Annotated in this window: 12 protein-coding genes; 5 read left to right on the top strand and 7 right to left on the bottom strand. The window is 43.1% G+C overall.

All coding sequences use genetic code 11. The features are described 5' to 3' along the window. Nucleotides 1-139 precede the first annotated feature (139 nt). From V7K44_RS27415 to V7K44_RS27390, 6 genes are all read right to left on the bottom strand, one after another. Nucleotides 140-1,339 (bottom strand): hypothetical protein, encoded by a 1,200-nt coding sequence (locus V7K44_RS27415; RefSeq protein WP_334936311.1) that lies wholly within the window; start codon nucleotides 1,337-1,339, stop codon nucleotides 140-142. 150 nt (nucleotides 1,340-1,489) lie between these two features. After that, nucleotides 1,490-3,373, bottom strand: coding sequence for an iron uptake porin (locus tag V7K44_RS27410; RefSeq protein WP_334936309.1), 1,884 nt, complete (start codon nucleotides 3,371-3,373; stop codon nucleotides 1,490-1,492). 204 nt (nucleotides 3,374-3,577) lie between these two features. Continuing rightward, the gene (locus tag V7K44_RS27405) at nucleotides 3,578-4,054 is read right to left on the bottom strand and encodes a hypothetical protein (RefSeq protein ID WP_334936307.1); all 477 of its coding nucleotides are present in this window, start codon (nucleotides 4,052-4,054) and stop codon (nucleotides 3,578-3,580) included. A 267-nt stretch (nucleotides 4,055-4,321) separates the two neighbouring features. Continuing rightward, complete coding sequence (locus V7K44_RS27400) at nucleotides 4,322-5,086, bottom strand: energy-coupling factor ABC transporter ATP-binding protein (RefSeq protein ID WP_334936305.1); 765 nt, start codon at nucleotides 5,084-5,086, stop codon at nucleotides 4,322-4,324. A 65-nt stretch (nucleotides 5,087-5,151) separates the two neighbouring features. Then, nucleotides 5,152-5,805: an energy-coupling factor transporter transmembrane component T family protein gene (locus V7K44_RS27395; protein WP_334936303.1), complete on the bottom strand. Its 654-nt coding sequence runs from the start codon at nucleotides 5,803-5,805 to the stop codon at nucleotides 5,152-5,154. Further along, nucleotides 5,798-6,721 (bottom strand): energy-coupling factor ABC transporter permease, encoded by a 924-nt coding sequence (locus V7K44_RS27390; RefSeq protein ID WP_334936301.1) that lies wholly within the window; start codon nucleotides 6,719-6,721, stop codon nucleotides 5,798-5,800. Before V7K44_RS27390 ends, V7K44_RS27395 begins: the two co-directional genes overlap by 8 nt. A gap of 925 nt (nucleotides 6,722-7,646) precedes the next feature. Between V7K44_RS27390 and V7K44_RS27385 the strand changes: the two genes are divergently transcribed. From V7K44_RS27385 to V7K44_RS27375, 3 genes are all read left to right on the top strand, one after another. After that, nucleotides 7,647-8,885: a glycosyltransferase gene (locus V7K44_RS27385; RefSeq protein ID WP_334936299.1), complete on the top strand. Its 1,239-nt coding sequence runs from the start codon at nucleotides 7,647-7,649 to the stop codon at nucleotides 8,883-8,885. A 102-nt stretch (nucleotides 8,886-8,987) separates the two neighbouring features. Then, nucleotides 8,988-10,856: a glycosyltransferase family 39 protein gene (locus V7K44_RS27380; protein WP_334936297.1), complete on the top strand. Its 1,869-nt coding sequence runs from the start codon at nucleotides 8,988-8,990 to the stop codon at nucleotides 10,854-10,856. A 345-nt stretch (nucleotides 10,857-11,201) separates the two neighbouring features. Continuing rightward, complete coding sequence (locus V7K44_RS27375; protein ID WP_334936295.1) at nucleotides 11,202-13,730, top strand: mannose-1-phosphate guanyltransferase; 2,529 nt, start codon at nucleotides 11,202-11,204, stop codon at nucleotides 13,728-13,730. 230 nt (nucleotides 13,731-13,960) lie between these two features. Here the strand turns inward: V7K44_RS27375 and ileS are convergent, their stop codons facing one another. Further along, nucleotides 13,961-16,936, bottom strand: a complete 2,976-nt coding sequence (gene ileS, locus V7K44_RS27370; protein WP_334936315.1) for an isoleucine--tRNA ligase — start codon at nucleotides 16,934-16,936, stop codon at nucleotides 13,961-13,963. A gap of 408 nt (nucleotides 16,937-17,344) precedes the next feature. On the opposite strand from ileS, the gene V7K44_RS27365 reads away from it, so the two are divergent. Both V7K44_RS27365 and V7K44_RS27360 read left to right on the top strand, forming a co-directional pair. Further along, complete coding sequence (locus V7K44_RS27365) at nucleotides 17,345-17,713, top strand: cyclic nucleotide-binding domain-containing protein (protein WP_334936293.1); 369 nt, start codon at nucleotides 17,345-17,347, stop codon at nucleotides 17,711-17,713. A 188-nt stretch (nucleotides 17,714-17,901) separates the two neighbouring features. After that, nucleotides 17,902-18,267 (top strand): Lin0512 family protein, encoded by a 366-nt coding sequence (locus tag V7K44_RS27360; RefSeq protein ID WP_334936313.1) that lies wholly within the window; start codon nucleotides 17,902-17,904, stop codon nucleotides 18,265-18,267. The last annotated feature ends 290 nt before the right edge of the window (nucleotides 18,268-18,557 follow it).

Genomic DNA, 18,557 nt, shown 5'->3' with positions numbered 1-18,557 from the left:
ATTCTCAACACCATTGTGTTCAGTTTAACCATTGAGTTTTACCCACTTGACAAAACTCTAATTTTCTTAACTTGACACCAATGGCGAGACGCCCACCCCACAAGAAGTAGTTGGATATTTTTTATTAGAAAGTCCCTAATTAACGCAGCAGCACTCGACTACGAGGGCCGATCGCTTGTTTGAGTGAAGTTATTGTACAACTCTTGGCAGAATCCTGTGAACAAGCAGCTTGAGCAAGGGTTGCAGGGTTGACAACTACTTGATTTACCTCTAAGAAATTACCGTTACTCAATTCCATATTAGGTGTAGTAGAAATTGATGGAGAATTAGACCCAGATGTGTACGTTGTAGGTGTCGAGGAAGCGCCACCATCAACTATTGGTGTAACAGTGAATGTGTTTCCGCCATCAACTATTGGCGTAACAGTGAATGTGTTTCCACCACTAACTACAGGTGCAGGAGCGATCGCACTACCATCACTAACTACAGGTGCAGGAGCGATCGCACTACCATCAATTACTGATGGAGGAGTGGGTGTACTACCACCGCTAATTACTGGCGGGGGAGTGGGTGTACTACCACCGCTACTTACTGGTGGGGGAGTGGTTGTACTACCATTACCAGTAGTTGGCGTAGGAGTTATGAGAGTTGCAGTTGCAGGTACTTTTATCTGTATTCTTGCTAGGGGTGAGTTAGTCATTTCCAAAGATGTCACCTTTGGCGAACCTGGGAGATCGGATTTGAAATCAAAGACTGTGGGGGTGCCGCTACCATTGCGATCGCTATATCGGACTCCATATCCACTCACTTCAAAAGTGCCCTGATACTGGTTTCCAGTGTTTGGATCGGTGACAGTACCAGTATATAAGGCTTTTGTGAGATTAAATTCATCCTGAACTACTCCTTGAAATGTGGTTCCTGCCAATTGCCCCTGGTATTTATAGGGTGTCAACTCACCGCCAGAGAGAATCGGCGAAGTAAGAACGCCATTAAAGGAGACAATCGGAATGCCTTTAAAGTCAACAAAATAATGCAGACTACCATCAGCACGTGTTTTTACCTGCACATAGTCTGACTTGTATATAGGAACGTAATTAGGATTATTATTAGTACCTAAGTTCCGCGAGTAAGTCCCCGTATCGTCTGTATCAACACGAGTAATGCTTTGATTGAAATTGGGATTATTTCTGGGAAGTTGGATAGTACCCGATAATGTGCCAGTGCTTTGAATTGTGATTTGAGCAGAAGCACTTGTTCCACCTAAACCGATGAAGACTGCGGCTAAACTGCTGCTGCTAACAAGAAGACAACCCAACTGAACTGATGAATTTAATTTCATGAAAAATTTGCTCCTTTAATCACATAGAAAAAAAATACGCGTATGTTTACGCATGACTTTTCCTTGCTCCTAATGGATCGTGAAAGCATCTAACACTGAATTAACCAGTATTTAAATAGCGTATTTTATTACATTTACATCAGTACAAAATTAAAACCGGAAACTTGCTCTTAATGTCCCAACGATTAATGCATCATTAGCGGCATTGTGATCGGGATTGAAAATAACGAATAAGCCTGGAGTCAAGGCGATATTGTCGCTCAGTTGGGCGCGGTAAAAAACTTCTACGTGAATTGATGTGTCACTACGTCCGCCTGCTGTCCCCCCATCAGAAAAGTTGGGAAAATTGAAGCCGTCGGGTAAAGTACTGGAAGTAATTTTGGGCGGTTGTCCAACGAGAACGCCCCCTAAATTCCCAGGACGCAACAAATTAGGAAAAGCCGCGAATACCATCCAGTTGGTAGTTTCTACACTTCCCGAAAGGTTAGATGGCTTGGAGGAAGTAAAGCCACCCCAACCACCCAAATGCAAGTTAGGGTTAATTCGCCAAGCAACGGTAGCGCCAATAGCTTGGGTATTGAAAGCTGTAGGATCTGCAAAAGGTGAAATCAGTTGAGAATCACCAATACCACCTCCCAGTAAGCCATCTGGGGAGTGGGAATAGAGATAATGTACGCCGATATCGATGTTATTTGTGGGTGCTAAACTTAACTGAGCGCCAGCAGTATATCTACCGCCAAATAGTCCGCCCTGCTTGGTGTCGCCAGGAAAACTCGGTATTTCGGCACTATAAACGCCTTGCAAACTGATGCGATCGCTAATCTGCCAGTCAAAGCCTATACCACCACTACCGTTACCAATACTTAAAATTGGGTTCCGCTGACCAAATAGAGAAATTGCACCATCGCTAGAACCTTCTAAAGGGCTAATACCGCGAAAGGTGTTAATCGGGTTGACTCCGGCTGTACCGACGACAATTCCCAAGTTATTCGAGGCGAGAAATCGATAAGATAAGTCACTAATAACTAGATTGTTGTCTGTATTTGACTCGAAACCCAACCGTCCCATATTGGTAGATAACAACGATGCATTAGAACCCAAATTACCCGCAGACAGCCCAGTTAAAAGCAAATCTCGCCCTGTAAATGAAGTTGCTAAGGTTAGTTGGGCGCTACTTGTAAAAGTCAGATTGGTTTTTCCCTGGCGTTCAGGGACTCCATCTCTAGGAAACAAATCGACATCGGGGCTATTGGTTCCCTGAACGCTAAAAATGGCTTGACCAAATAATCTAGTAGTTGTGGAAAACCGATTTCCTTGTAATTCACTAGTCTGCTTTTCCACAGCTTCGACGCGCTGCTGTAATTGCTGCAACTCTGATTTGAACTCGCCCTGTAACCTTTGCAGCGAGATTAAATCTTCATTATTAACAGTATTAATTTTATTGTTAGCGTAGGCGTAGCCCGCCGCAGGCATCGCATCGTTAATCTTCTCTAAGCAAGCATTTAAACCAGCTGCAAATTCATAACGGCTGATGCTGCGATTCCCCAGATAAGTCCCATCAGGGTATCCCGCAATGCAGCCATAGCGTTCTACTAAAGACTGCAAAGCACCAAAAGCCCAGTCGGAGGGTTGCACGTCCTGGAGTTGCGATACTGAGGTGACTTGAGACATTGGGTTGTCTGAGTCTGGAGGATGAGGAGATTGGGAAAATTCTTCTGTACTTTCCTGGTTTTGTACAACTTCTGTTACAGGTTGAGTATCTTTTAATTCAGGTAAGTTAGGTGAACTGATAAATTGAATTTTGTCTCTACTTTTTCTCAGTATATTCTCGTACTTGTTTTTTATAGCTGACGAGGTAGTTATATCTGGTTGCACGAATTCAGGTGGTGTAATTTCAGCAGGTGAGACAACTCGAGACAAATCATCCTGTGTTGACTGCTGCACCGGATTCTCTGGGAGAATTATGGACTTTTCTGGTAAATTGACCGCAGATATTGGCACTGTTGCCAGCACACTCGCCATCAGTAGACTCATATCATTCCTGGTATTTCATTTGACTTGCACCAATACTTCTTTTGACAGATAAAGTTGGTGTATATCAGGAAAGTTTTTGAAAAAGAAGTGATAAAAGTTACTGTCTATCCGAGAGGCATCACCGTGTCAGTGAAGAAGGGAATAGGTTACAGGTTACAGGGTACAGATTATTCCCTATCACCTGTCACCTCTGCCCCAGATAGATTATTCTGGCTCGCTACAATACTTATTCATCTGATTCACTAATGTATCTGACTGTTTGCCAAGAGTTGTAGCTGTTGTCAGTGCTGAATCAATTTCGGTTCTAGCCTTTTGGATTTTTGCTCTCCCAGATTCTGAAGCTTGTGCTGTCTTGGTTGCACCAAGCGCCTTACCTGCTTTGGCGATCGCTTGACTAAGATTTTGAAAAATCTTCACAAAACTGCTTTGAAATTCTTTCAGCTTCGGATCTTTTAACTTCAGTTCTCCAATGGATTTAGTCACAAAGTCTAAATCTTTAGATAACTGTATGCTAGTTATCACTTGCGTTCCTTTATTTTTATCAATTAGAGAAGTTCCAGCATTCACAACTCGAATCAGTCGCTGGCACTGGGAAACTTTATTATCACTGCAACTAGTAACTAACAAAGCAATGCTTAGGCTAACAGGAGCAAGAACAGTATATTTATGTAAAACAGACATTAACACCCCAACAGCAATTCAACCCACAATATAGTATTCAATATTACGGGGAAATGGGAGGATTGGGCACAAGAGGCAGAGGGGCAGGGGGCAGTGGGGCAGGGAGGAAAAACTTACTGCAACTTCTCTAGGACTTAGGCAAAATAATGAAAAACGAACCGCAAAGTACGCAAAGTACACAAAGGAATAAGGGTTTCAGAGAGTTATTGCGTTAGTCCTATTCTCCTATTCTCCTCTGCTCCCCTGCTCCTCTGCCCCATGCCCAAATCACCAATCTATCGGCAAACCCAACTGGTCTAAAGTAGCACCATCTTGCAACAGTGGTTGAATATCGCTGTCTATTTGAATACGACCACCAGACAGCACCAAAGCGCGTTGAGTAACTCTGCCTAGCCAATGTAGATCGTGGGAGGCAATTAAGATCGCTTGCACGGGTAACTTTAATAATACTTGCGCCAAATGACGCCGCCATGCTGGATCGAGACCGTTAGTCGGCTCATCCAAAATTAGAATTGTTGGTTCTAGGGCTAAAATCGAGGCTAAGGCGGCTAGGCGTCTTTGTCCACCAGAAAGTTCGTGGGCGGAACGATTGGCGTAAGCTTCTAGACCAAAATCAGCTAATAACTGGCGGGCGCGATCGCTAGCCTCTGCTGCTTTGATCCCATAGTTACGTGGTCCAAAGGTAATATCTTCCAAGATGGTGGGCATGAATAATTGGTCGTTGGCATCTTGGAAGCTAAAGCCAATTTGACGACGTACTTGGGGTAAAGTTTGCGGTTCTACGGGAATGCCATTAATGATAATTTTTCCTGTTTGCGGTTGTTTTAAGCCGATTAAGTTCTCCAACAAGGTGCTTTTTCCAGAACCTGTTGCTCCCATCAATGCAACGCGATCGCCTTTGTTCAAGGTAAAAGATATTTCCTGTAATACTGGCTCCTGGTGGGAATATGCATACACCAGGTTCTCAACCTCGACTACAGCTGCATGGGGATTATCGGTTGATAATTGGGGATTAGAAGTTAATGATTTCAAAATTTACAAACTCAATATGTAAGGGAATTGAGACGCGATTAATCGCGTATCTACTGGGGAGTGGGTTAAATTTTGTAAGAAGTTAGGGTTACGCTAGCAGCGATCGCCCAAGCTAGTAATAGGGCAAAACGTTCTTTTGGTCTGAAAGTAGAATCTATGGGTAATTGTCCGTTGTAGCCACGAGCTACCATTGCCGCGTAGACTCGCTCTGCCCGATCTAGACTACGAAGATACAAAGCTCCAATCATGGCAGCACTAGCATAGCGCAACCATCCGCCTGTTCCATTCAGACCGCGTAGTTGGGCGCTGCGCCGCATCCGCGTTACTTCTGAGAGCAAAATTTCCATATATTGCCCAGCTAACAACAAGTTTTCCTTTAAAGGTGCTGGTACAGGTAAGCTTTTGAGGGCAATCCCGAAACTGTGGGGCGGTAAGGTTAACAAAAAACTATTCATCGTCACTAGACAAACCAGCGAACGAACTAGCAAAAAACTGGCTCGTTCCCATCCCAAAGGCAATGCTAGCAATGACAAAAAAATCAATTCTGTGCCAAGTAATCCTCCCAATTGGCGAATTGGTACGCGCAAGAAGCAAGCCCAGAAAAGTGCGATCGCACCATATACACCTAGTCCATACCAGGCATGATGCTTTAATAAAGCTGCTCCCACCACAATCACTAGAGACAGTTGCAAGCGTAGCGGTAAGGAAAGTTTAAGCATTCTTCGGTTTCACTACCTTGGCAATTCCAAAGGCAACAGCAAAGCAAACCGCAGCTCCCACAAGTCCAGCGATACTAGTGCCAATTGGCCCCAAACCCTCAATTCCATAGTCAGCTAAGGGAGTTGGCACAATTATCCGTACTTTACTGGCTAAGTTAATGAAGCCTGTATTTTCGGCAACTTTCTCCAGACCATCGGGCCATGCTGAGGCAAAGAGTGACAGCACTCCCGCAATTAAAAAAATGGTGACAATGGGCACTGACCAGCCGCGAAACTCTTGCTGTTCGCCTGGTAACAAATCTGGTCTGGCTTTGGCCAAATAAGTCAGCACACCCCCAGTAATCATTCCTTCGCCAATGCCAATCAAAATATGGACACCAGTCATGGCTGGTAAAACTATCCCTACCGGTGCAGTTCCAGAAAGAGCTAATTCAATGGCACAAGCGATCGCAGCTACCACTACACTCACACCAGCGGCGATCCCTGCTGCCAAAGGTAAGCGCCCTTTAGATCCGCCAAACAACCGTTGTAAGGTTTCGGTTAAAACCCAGCCAACCCAAACCCCAATCACTCCCATGTTAAAAATATTTGCTCCCAAGGCTGTAATGCCACCATCAGCAAATAGCACGGCTTGAATAATTAAAACTGTGGCGATACACAATGTTCCTGCCCAAGGACTGCCTAAAACGATCGCAGCTAAGGTTCCCCCTAACAAGTGACCACTAGTACCTCCTGCTACTGGAAAATTGATCATCTGGGCAGCAAAAATGAAGGCGGTGGTTAGTCCCAATATCGGGGCACGACGAATACCAAAAGCCTCTTGCGATCGCCCGAAGGCAACAAACAGCGCTGCCGCACTCGCTAAACCAGTAGCCCCGGCCACCGGAATAGAAACAAATCCATCAGGAATATGCATGATCTACCCTGTATTTTTAGAGGTTCATTTACTCAAAACAAGCAATAAAACTACGCCATCATTTTAATAACAAACAAAATTTTTCTCTTTTTTGCAATGCCCTACCGGGGGATTTTATAATGTTACTTTTGGCATATTTTCAATCGGGTATCTACTAAATAGTATACTTATTTAGTAATATATTAATTTTTGTTAAGCTTGATTTTTTATATTGCTAAATCTTGACAAATCTTCCAAAACGAGACTATACATATCTACTCTCATTTGGTTCATCAAATTACTCCTAAAAATTGGTAAGAACGAAACATTAACTGCCTCTTACCTTATGCAGTAGTTCGTTTTTTCAAAAATCAAATAGGTATTTATAACTGCTTCTATGGTTAATAAATAGCTATAACTATTTATCAAAGAAATATTTTGATTTTTCTTTGTTTTGTAGGGTTTAATTAATTCAATATTTATTGCATCAGCAAATAAGTTTTGACGGATGTAACAAGCTTATGTAATCAGAATTTGCACTTTCTTCTTACCTTCCTGTAAAAACAGTAATGTATAAGTATAATACCAAAATTTTCGATACTCCATATTAAAATAATATTCTCCGTGTATCATTAAAAAATTATAAAGATATGCTGAATAAACTGTATATTTGCTGACTTAGTTTACTTAAAAGTACAGAATGATTTGCTAAAAAATACGTAATTTTTCGTATAATATCATAAAAACAAGGGGTAAGATGTAAAATTTAGATGAATTTAGGAAAATAGTGGGAATCGAAGTACGGGAATTACTAAACTTTCAGGGCAACTAACTGTAACAAAAGGATTCCTCAACTTTTGAGCAACTAGGTTTAGTCAATAAAGTCAGTAGATGTTTGATTCTATTTTCCACGGACTTTACACACCCTCGTTTTGCAATTTGGAATATGAAAACAAACTCATCCAACTCACTGTTAACAGTATCAACTGGCCCACTAAAGATTTCAGAGTTGCCCCCCAACACCGTGGGTATAGATGATAATTCTATTCATCTTTCTCTAGTGATTCCTACTTATAAAGAGCGTGACAACATCAAAAATGTAGTCAGCATATTGAGTCAATTACTGGATGAATCTATTGCAGGAAACTATGAACTAATAGTAGTAGATGATGATAGTCCAGACCGAACCTGGGAGATAGCGCAATCTTTGACGACAGAATACCCCCAGTTGCGAGTGATGCGACGCCAACAAGAACGGGGGCTGTCCTCAGCGGTGATTCGTGGGTGGCAAGCAGCTACGGGGAGTGTGCTGGGGGTGATTGATGGAGATTTGCAGCATCCACCAGAGGTATTAATACAACTGTTGCATAATATTGAGCAGGGAGCAGATTTGGCAGTAGCTAGCCGTCATGTAGAAGGAGGCGGTGTTAGTAGCTGGAGTGTTGTTAGGCGTTTCTTGTCTCGTGGTGCCCAGTTGTTAGGCTTGCTGATATTACCGGGGGTATTGGGCAGAGTTTCTGACCCAATGAGTGGTTATTTTATGGTGCGCCGGAGTGCGATCGCAGGTGCAACACTCAATCCAGTTGGATATAAAATTCTCCTAGAAGTAATTGGCCGGGGAAAAGTAGACCAAGTTGCCGAGGTTGGGTATGTATTTTGCGAACGCAAAGAGGGCGAGAGTAAGGTGACATGGAAGCAATATATAGATTACATCCACCACTTAGTGCGATTACGGCTTTCCACAGGCAAAGTAGGACGATTGAGTAGAAAAGTCAATTTCCCCGTCGGTCGATTTGTCCGTTTTGGGTTTGTTGGCTTTAGTGGTGTATTTGTGGATTTAACGGTGTTTCACTTGCTGCGTACTGTAGTTCATTTAGGTTTAACGCGCAGTACGATTCTTTCGGCCGGAGTGGCAATTGTAAATAATTTCCTATGGAATGATATATGGACTTTTAGTGATATTTCTCAGGGTCAACGTGCTTTGCATCAACGTTTCAAGCGATTCTTGAAGTTCAGCGTGGTCTGTTTGGCAGGAGTTATATTACAAGCTCTAATAATTAACTTTCTCTATAATGTCTTGGAAATAAATCAGTATTTAGCTAAGTTGATAGCGATCGCAGTTGCTACAATTTGGAATTTCTGGGTTAATTTGAAACTTAGCTGGCGCGTCACAGACGTGAAATAATCACAACGAGAGATTTGAGCTTTAGATTTTTGTTTTTAGATTTTAGAACGAACTTAAATCTCAAACGTCAAATCTACAAATCCATGAATGTGAGGCCCAGCAATGAGAGTTCTTTTCCAAGGTGCATTTTATTTTTACAAACAAATTATCTCGTTGCTAGCTGCATCTGCTAACCATTTCCTGCCTCTGGCAGATAAAAACTCTGGCTCACAACGCAAGCATTGGCATAATAATTGGCATCGCCTTCCTCCTTCCTGGGTTCATCTCTTGCCGATCTTAATCTGGTTGATTATTGGCATCAGCTTGCGCCTAGTCAACTTGACTGCAAAGCCTCCTTGGACTGATGAGTTTGCCACCTTGGTGTTTAGCTTGGGGAATACTTTTTTATCAGTTCCCCTCGATCGAGCGATCGCACCTGATATTCTATTACAACCACTGCAACTAAACCCGGCTGCAACTATTGGTGATGTCATTCATAACTTAGCGACACAAGATAGTCATCCACCACTGTATTTTGTGCTGGCTTACCTGTGGATGAAATTATTTCCCAGCGATGGAGGATTAGTATCGCTGTTTGGTGCGCGATTGCTACCAGCGATAATCGGCGCTGCCTCCATCCCGTGTGTTTACGTGTTAGGTAGAGTAGCGTTTCGTTCGCGATTAGTGGGACACTTGACTGCTGCCATGATGGCAGTATCACCTTATGGCGTATTTTTAGCACAAGAAGCGCGTCATTACACTTTGGCAATCTTATGGGTAATTGGTTCCCTCACCTGCTTAGTAATTGCCACACGTCATATTCAAAACCGTACACCTTTACCTATATGGGTAGCACTTTTCTGGATAGGAATTAATGCTTTAGGTATTGCTACTCATTATTTTTTCACCCTTACCCTTTGCACAGAAGTCGTAGTTTTGATTTTTCTGGCTTGGCATCAATTGCAAACCAGCAGCAAATTTTCTCTCCTCTTCTCTCCTCCCTGGCAGCGCATCTATGCCGTTGCTATAGGTACTTGTGTGGCGGGTTTAATTTGGATACCAACCTTGTTAGAGAATGAAAATCGTGGTGCTTTGACCGAGTGGATTCGAGGTTCGCGCGTTGGACTAGATTGGTTAAGCCCAATTTTTCAAGCTTTAGGAACATTGATTGCAATGATTTCCCTATTACCAGTTGAATCTTCTCAAGCTTTGGTTGTGATTCCTTCTGGGGTAGTGATGCTGACTTTCTTTATTTGGGCAGTACCAATTTTGCTGCGTGGGATTAAAATTCAACTACAGCACCCAGAAAGCCGGATGATGATTCAGGTAGTTGCTGGAGTAGTTATCAGTGCGATCGCAATCTTCTTTATCTTTACGTACTTTTTGGGCATTGACCTCACCAGGGGTGCTAGATATAACTTTGTTTACTTTCCCGCGATCGTGGTTTTACTAGGTGCAAGTCTCGCAGTTTGTTGGCATCCTCCCCAGGAATGGATGGAAACAGAGCAAGGGAAAAATGGGATAACAAGTATAGGTAAATGGGGAATAAACGGGAAAAAAGCCGTAATGTTAATTTGGTTAATGGGATTTTTCAGCGCAGTTACAGTAATCTGCAATCTCGGCTATCAAAAATATTATCGTCCTGACCTGTTTGTGGAACTAATTCAACAAACATCCCCAACACCAGTACTGATTGCCACCACCCACAAAACTTATGTACACACTGGGGAAATGATGGGAGTTGCGAGGGAGATTAAACGTGCAAATTCACTCCCAAATCCTCTGTTTCTCCTGGCTCATCAAGATCGAGATCCGAATGCTTCCACCATTGCCCTGGAAAATACTTTAAAAAAATTACCACGACCTTTTGACTTGTGGCTGGTAAACTTTCACGCACCCGTAGCAGAAACCGTGAAAATATGTGTTAAGTCTGATACTCAATCTTTGCCACCCGTAGACGGCTACGAATATGAACTTTATCATTGCCAATAGCTGGGAGCAGGGGAGCAGAGGAGCAGAGGAGCAGGGGAGAATAGGACTAACGCAATAAGTCTCTGAAACCCTTATTCCTTTGCGTACTTTGCGTACTTTGCGGTTTGTTTTTCATTATTTTGCGTAAGTCCTGGAGAAGTTGCAGTAAGTTTTTCCTTCCTGCCCCTCTGCCCCTCTGCCCCTCCGCCCCTCTGCCCCCCTGCCTCTTGTGCCCAATCCCCAATCTATATGCATCTTGTGGAAGTTCCTCAAATATCAATATCCATAGGAGACTAGAGAAAGAATAACAAAATCTATCTGATACGTTTTCAAGCAGCAAAGGCTGTAACTAGTTAAGGAGGATTTATGCGTGCAGTACTGATGGCAGGGGGTTCGGGAACGCGGCTTCGCCCGTTAACTTGCGATCTGCCGAAACCGATGGTGCCGATTCTAAATCGACCAATTGCCGAACATATTATTAATCTCCTCAAACGACATCAAATTACAGAAGTTATTGCAACATTGCATTATTTACCTGATGTCTTGCGAGACTATTTTCAAGATGGCAGCGATTTTGGCGTTCAGATGACTTATGCTGTCGAAGAAGATCAGCCTTTAGGTACAGCTGGCTGTGTGAAAAACATTGCCGAACTTCTTGATGAAACTTTTTTAGTCATTAGCGGCGATAGCATAACAGATTTTGACCTGACGGCTGCGATCGCATTTCACAAACAAAATAAGTCAAAAGCTACTTTGATTTTAACCAGGGTTCCCAACCCGATTGAATTTGGAGTCGTGATTACTGATGAGGATGCCCGGATTCGGCGATTTTTAGAAAAACCCTCTAGTAGTGAAATTTTTTCTGATACCGTTAACACTGGTACTTACATTCTCGAACCAGAAGTTTTGGAATATCTGCCAGCAAATGTTGAATGTGACTTTTCCAAAGACTTATTCCCTTTACTACTAGCAAAAGATGAGCCAATGTACGGTTACATTGCTCAAGGTTACTGGTGTGATGTCGGTCACTTAGATGCCTATCGTGAGGCTCAGTATGATGCCTTGGATCGGAAAGTGCAATTAGATTTTGCCTACAAAGAAGTTTCCCATGAGTTATGGGTAGGCCAAAATACTTACATTGACCAGACGGCTGTAATTGAAACCCCAGCAGTGATTGGTGACAATTGCCGGATTGGGGCAAGAGTCCAGATTGAGGCAGGAACCGTAATTGGGGATAATGTCACTATTGGTGCTGATGCTAGTCTCAAACGTCCCATAGTGTGGAATGGGGCATTTATTGGCGATGAAGCACATCTTTCTGCCTGTGTAATTTCCCGTGGCACTCGTGTAGACCGCCGCGCCCATGTATTAGAAGCTGCTGTTGTGGGTTCGCTTTCCACTGTGGGAGAAGAAGCCCAAATTAGTCCTGGTGTACGTGTTTGGCCCAGTAAAAAGATTGAGTCAGGAGCAGTTTTAAACATTAACTTAATTTGGGGAAACACCGCCCAACGAAATTTATTTGGGCAACGTGGTGTCCAAGGATTAGCTAATATCGACATCACCCCAGAATTCGCTGTGAAATTGGGATCTGCTTACGGTTCAACTTTGAAACCTGGTTCTAAAGTAACGGTTTCCCGCGACCAGCGTAATGTTTCTCGGATGGTGACGCGATCGCTCATTGCTGGTTTAATGTCTGTAGGTATTGATATTCAAAATCTCGATGCCACAGCTATCCCCATTGCCCGCACAGTTATACCCACAATGTCGGTAGCTGGTGGTATCCACGTCCGGGTACATCCCGATCGCCCTGACTACATTCTGATTGAATTCATGGATGCCAAGGGCATTAATATCTCCAAAGCCCTGGAAAAGAAAATTGAAGGGGCTTACTTTAAGGAGGATATGCGGCGGGCGCTAATTCATGAAATTGGCGATGTATCTTATCCCAGCCAAGTCATGGATCGCTACTGCACTGCTTTTGAGAAACTGTTGCACGTTCATACACTCCGCAACAGTCGCGCCAAAGTGGTGATTGATTATGTTTATGCGGTATCCGGGGCAGTTTTACCCCAAATGTTGGATAAATTTGGTGCTGATGCAGTCGTACTGAATGCCAGTGTCAATAAAAGTGCGATGTCAATCACCGATCGCGAAGGATTGCTGACTCAGTTAGGTCATGTAGTGGAGGCATTGAAAGCTAACTTTGGGGTGCAAGTATCCGCTAATGGAGAACAGCTAATTTTAGTTGATGAATCAGGCTACCCAATTCGTGGGGAAATGTTAACAGCACTGATGGTAGACATGATATTAACTGCTAACCCCAGAGGGACAGTAGTTGTACCAGTTCATGCTTCCAGTGCTATTGAACAAGTTGCCCGTCGCCATGATGGTAGAGTGATTCGCACTAAAGCCAACCCTACAGCTTTAATGGAAGCTTGCCAAAAGAATCCGAATGTGGTGTTGGGAGGTAGTGGAGATACTGGTTTTATTTTCCCGCAACTGCATCCGGGATTTGATTCCATGTTCTGCATTGCGAAGATCATTGAGATGTTGACTATACAGGAGCGATCGCTTGCTGCTGCGCGGTCAGAATTGCCCCGTGTAATTCACAAAAGTTATACAGTCCGTTGCCCGTGGACAGCTAAAGGTGCTTTGATGCGTTACTTGGTAGAAACTCACCCAGCCCAAAATCTAGAATTAATCGATGGAGTGAAAATTTGTCAACCTTACGATGACAGTTGGCTGCTAGTTTTACCAGATGCCAGCGAACCACTGGTGCATTTGTATGCAAATAGCAACGATCGCGAATGGGTAGATGAGACTGTGAGAAACTACCGCACCCGTGTTCAGTCGTTTGTAGAAAGACAACAAGAATATCAACCAACCGAAGTGTAATTCGTAATTAACCGCTTATAGACAGAGGCGGGCAAGATGCCCGCCCCACAAGATTGGATAATTGATTTATTGGAAGTCCCTAAGTGCATTTAGCCATTAGGTTAAGCATTTTTTCTCTTCTCTCTGTGTCCTCTGCACCTCTGCGGTTAGTTAAAAAAGTTGACTTTGATAAAGAGTTTTAGCCTTAACTGAACCGTATTGATTTATAGTCTGCTAGCGCCGATTTGCTTTTAGAATTCTCCAGCTAAGGCTGCAACACACCGTTCGCAAATTAGGGGATGTTCTGCTGATTCTCCCACATGAGTAGAGTAGTTCCAACAGCGATCGCATTTTTGCCCGTCTGCTTTTACAACATCAATAGTTGTTATTTTCTCAGCACCTAACAATTTAGCTACTTTTATCTCTTCTTCTGCCTCTTTAAGAGGGAAATCTACTAGTTCAACTTGAGATACTAAAAACAGATAACGCAACTCATCTACCCCATTACTTTGGTCAATAGAATGGGGGTTAAGTGATTGTAACTGTTTACGCAGTTCCAAATTTGAGACATATAACAAAACCTTAGCTTCCAAAGAAGATCCAATTTCTTTCGCTACTCGAAGATTCTCTAAACTTCCATTAACATCAGTACGAATTTTTCGTAATTCTGACCAAAATTCCGCTAAATCTGGATTACGCCATTTTTCCTCAACCTGCACCCAACCGGCTTCAAACACCGATTTGTAAGGTGTTTTGTAAGGGAGATATTGCCAGATATCTTCGGCAGTGTGAGATAACACTGGTGCGATCGCTCGTGCTAAGTTATCTAAAGCTATTTTCAGCACTGTTTGACAACTGCGACGACGGAAAGCATCTTTTGCACTGATGTACAATCTATCTTTGGCAACATCTAAATAAAAGTTGGATAAATCCACCACGCAGAAATTCTGCACTGTTTGGAAGAAACGGAAGAATTGGAAACTCTCAAAGGCTTCGGTTACTTCCTCAAATACCTCAGTTATGCGGTGCAGCATATAACGGTCAAGTTCTGGCAATTCCTCAAAGGGAACTGCATCTTTTTCCGGGTCAAAATCATACAAGCTACCCAGCAAAAACCGCGCCGTATTGCGAATCTTACCCCTAACATCATTCATCTGCTTAATGATGTTTTTCCCAATGCGGACATCGCCGGAGTAGTCTACCGATGATACCCACAATCGCAACACATCTGCACCGTAAGCCGGTTCTACTTTTTGATTTTTTCCGCCTTCAATGATTGTATTTGGGTCAACCACATTTCCTTCAGACTTACTCATCTTTCGCCCTTGTTCGTCCAAAGCGAAGCCGTGAGTTAGCACAGTTTTGTAAGGTGCAATGTCATTTACCGCTACACTGGTGAGCAAGCTGGATTGAAACCAACCGCGATGTTGGTCGGAACCTTCTAAATATATGTCAGCAGGGTAGCGTAACTCTGGACGCTGTTGAACGACAGCAGCCCAAGATGAGCCAGAATCAAACCATACATCCATTGTGTCTGTACCCCGGCGGTACGACTTACCATTATTACGATAAGATTCTGGTAATAATTCCTTAATTGATAATTCCCACCAAGCATCAGAACCTTTTTCGGCAATAATTCCTTGAACGTGGTTGATAACTTCCTCATTCAGCAGTGGTTCTCCCGTCGCTTCATCGTAGAAAACAGGAATGGGTACACCCCAAGCACGTTGACGAGAGATACACCAATCGGAACGTTCTGCCACCATTGGCGTGATGCGATTTTCACCTTGGGCTGGAATCCATTTTACAGTGGCGATCGCCTTTAATGCTTCTTCTCTAAATCCTTCCACGGAAGCAAACCATTGTTCAGTGGCGCGGAAAATCGTTGGCTTCTTCGTCCGCCAATCATAAGGATACTTGTGGGGGTATGGTTCTTCTTTCAACAAAGAACCAGCCGCACTTAATGCATCAATCACCGCTTGATTCCCATCACCCAGAACATTCAACCCCGCAAATTGTCCCGCTTCTTCGGTAAAATTGCCATTGTCATCTACTGGTGCAAGGATGGGCAAACCGTACCGTTGACCAACAATGTAATCTTCTTGACCGTGACCGGGTGCAGTGTGTACTAACCCCGTACCTGATTCAGTAGTGATGTAATCACCGCCGACGACAATCGGACTTTCGCGGTCAAATAGAGGATGACGATAAGTAGTATGTTCTAAATCATTCCCTTTGAATGTGGCTTTTACGGTTAACTTAACTCCCAAGGTTGAAGATAAACGTTCTACTAAATCAGCAGCAACAATGAGATAGCGGAACCTCACCCCCTCAGTCCCCCTCTCCGTTAACGGAGAGGGGGAAGCCACTTCTTCACTCCCCCTCCCTGCAAGCAGGGAGGGGGTTGGGGGGTGGGGTTCCACTTCCACCACTGCATAATTCAAATCTGCATTCACCGCCACAGCCAAATTTGCCGGAATAGTCCAAGGTGTAGTCGTCCAAATAGCCACACCCAAATCTGACTGATATTCTGCCAACAGTGGTTTTACAGCTGACGCCAAACTTGTGATTGCAAAAGCTGCATAGATACTGCGGGAAACGTGACCTTCTGGATATTCCAACTCAGCTTCAGCTAAAGCGGTTTTAGAACTGGGACTCCAGTGAACCGGCTTCAAACCGCGATAGATGTAGCCTTTTAAGAACATCTGACCAAATACGCCAATTTGAGCCGCTTCATATTCCGGCTTTAGAGTTAGATAAGGGTTTTCCCAATCACCCCAAATACCGTAGCGTTTAAAATTATTGCGCTGGTCGTTTACCGTCGCTAGTCCAAATTCTTTCGCTTTTTGGCGCAGTTGTAAAGGTGTTAAATTTTGCCGTTCTGCTGACTTCATGTTCTGCAAAACTTTTAACTCAATTGGCAATCCGTGACAATCCCAACCAGGAACGTAGCGAACTTTACGCCCTTGTAACATTTGGTAGCGGTTAATAATATCTTTGAGAATTTTATTTAAGGCATGACCAATATGGAGTGAGCCATTAGCGTAGGGGGGCCCATCGTGCAGTATAAATAATTCGCCGGGGTTATTTTCAAAGAGGCGATCGTAAATTTTATTTTCTTCCCAAAATTTTTGGATTTCAGGCTCGCGCTTGATGGCGTTTGCCCGCATATCAAAGTTAGTCTTGGGTAGGTTTACAGTATCTTTGTAACTTCCTGATTCGGTCACAGTCTCATGCCTAGAATTAGGTGTGCAGGTTTTATTAATTATAGAAGATGGCATGGAAACCAAAATTCCCTATTTGAACGTGAGTTCGATAAACCTCTCCCTACCTTGAATTTTCGTTCAAATTTCTCTCCGATTGGGAGTAACAAATCCTCTACGCATATTTTTGTCAGAGTGAGATTTATTAATAAATATATGGATATGGGGCTGCGGCAAGACTTGTGCGTACACCGTAGCCAACTCGCAAAGGGGCGGTTTTGCATTGTAAAACCAGGGAGAGGTTTATAGACGATTAATCAGAAATTTTGCGGAGATTGAGAGTTAATCGACATAAAGTAGTATACTTTTTTGGGTTCGCCTAAAGCTATCAACAAGTTTCGTCTAAAAACCAAAAATTTTGGGGTTGCTCTAATGCTAAGTCCTGTAATAACAGTCAGTATCTTTCAAAAACAACCCGATCCTAAAGCATTCTCAGCAGGTGAAGTCATCTTTGAAGAAGGACAGTCTGGTGATAAAATCTACGGCATTCTGGAAGGAGAGGTAGATATATTAGTCAATGGCAAGGTTGTAGAAACCATTGAAACGGGCGAAGTTTTTGGTGTTGGGATACTTGTAGGAGTGCAAAATAGAACTTACACAGCCATTGCTAAGGTGGATAGCAAACTAGCTTTCCTTAATCACGAAGGGTTTCTCTTTGCTGTTCAGGAAACACCCATGTTTGCTATACAGGTGATGAAAAGTTACTCAGAGCGTTTGAGTCGCTTGCAGCGTATGGTCTAAATCATCTCAGTCGGCATAAGTACCAAAACTAATCAGAATCTGCCACTAATTTTGCCTCCTTTTTAGAAGGCCATAGATATATTCTCTCGCTTGGGGAGTTAAAAGTCAGTATTCAGAGAATTCTAGATGCTGGCTTTTGACTCCTGATTTATATAAAGTGAAAGGTGCAAAATTTACCGGAGTTAGCAATGGCGCGTAAACGCTTGATTATCGAGATGGGGATGGGAATTGATCAGCATGGACAAGAACCGACTGTAGCAGCATCTAGGGCAGTACGGAATGCGATCGCTCACAATGCCTTACCTGGTGTTTGGGAGGTTGCAGGTTTGAGTCATCCCAATGAAATGATTATAGAGGTTCAGGTAGCAGTGCCATACCCAGAACAAGTTAGAGAAGAAGAAGTACTCGCTGTATTACCATTTGGGCAAAAAACCCTCACCGTAGAATTTGGAGGGATGATCGTTCAGGGGCGGGCGATTCCCGAACTCAATGATAAAAATGACGAAATGTTGATTGCGATCGCAGCTGTTACAGTTCTGATCGAAGATGAGTAGCTGAGGTAATTCCTTCCTCTATAAACAAATCACTAATTGAAAGATAGAAAAGTTATTAAGTGATTTGAGCGCCTACTTTATTTGTGGCGGCGCTATTTTTAATTGTCAAGTATATTTGCTGATTACTTTATCAAAAAGCCCCATTTCTTTATAAAAATTCCCGTTTACTTTCTCAAAAGACTTAAATACTTTCTCAAAATGAGCTTTGACTTATTCAAACCCCAGTTTGCTTACTCATTTTGGTGTTTTCCGCAAGTAAAATGAGCTTTGACTTATTCAAACCCCAGTTT

This window comes from Nostoc sp. (assembly GCF_036917235.1).
GTDB lineage: Bacteria > Cyanobacteriota > Cyanobacteriia > Cyanobacteriales > Nostocaceae > Nostoc.
The sequence above is the reverse complement of the archived record's forward strand: the minus strand, read 5'-3'. Positions and strand labels throughout refer to the sequence as shown.

Bases quoted from the DNA above. Each gene is read 5' to 3' on its own strand.
- V7K44_RS27375 (WP_334936295.1), top strand. From the start codon at position 11,202: ATGCGTGCAGTACTGATGGCAGGGGGTTCGGGAACGCGGCTTCGCCCG.
- V7K44_RS27365 (WP_334936293.1), top strand. From the start codon at position 17,345: ATGCTAAGTCCTGTAATAACAGTCAGTATCTTTCAAAAACAACCCGAT.
- V7K44_RS27390 (WP_334936301.1), bottom strand. From the start codon at position 6,721: ATGCATATTCCTGATGGATTTGTTTCTATTCCGGTGGCCGGGGCTACT.
- V7K44_RS27380 (WP_334936297.1), top strand. From the start codon at position 8,988: ATGAGAGTTCTTTTCCAAGGTGCATTTTATTTTTACAAACAAATTATC.
- V7K44_RS27410 (WP_334936309.1), bottom strand. From the start codon at position 3,373: ATGAGTCTACTGATGGCGAGTGTGCTGGCAACAGTGCCAATATCTGCG.
- V7K44_RS27385 (WP_334936299.1), top strand. From the start codon at position 7,647: ATGAAAACAAACTCATCCAACTCACTGTTAACAGTATCAACTGGCCCA.
- V7K44_RS27415 (WP_334936311.1), bottom strand. From the start codon at position 1,339: ATGAAATTAAATTCATCAGTTCAGTTGGGTTGTCTTCTTGTTAGCAGC.
- V7K44_RS27395 (WP_334936303.1), bottom strand. From the start codon at position 5,805: ATGCTTAAACTTTCCTTACCGCTACGCTTGCAACTGTCTCTAGTGATT.
- V7K44_RS27360 (WP_334936313.1), top strand. From the start codon at position 17,902: ATGGCGCGTAAACGCTTGATTATCGAGATGGGGATGGGAATTGATCAG.
- V7K44_RS27405 (WP_334936307.1), bottom strand. From the start codon at position 4,054: ATGTCTGTTTTACATAAATATACTGTTCTTGCTCCTGTTAGCCTAAGC.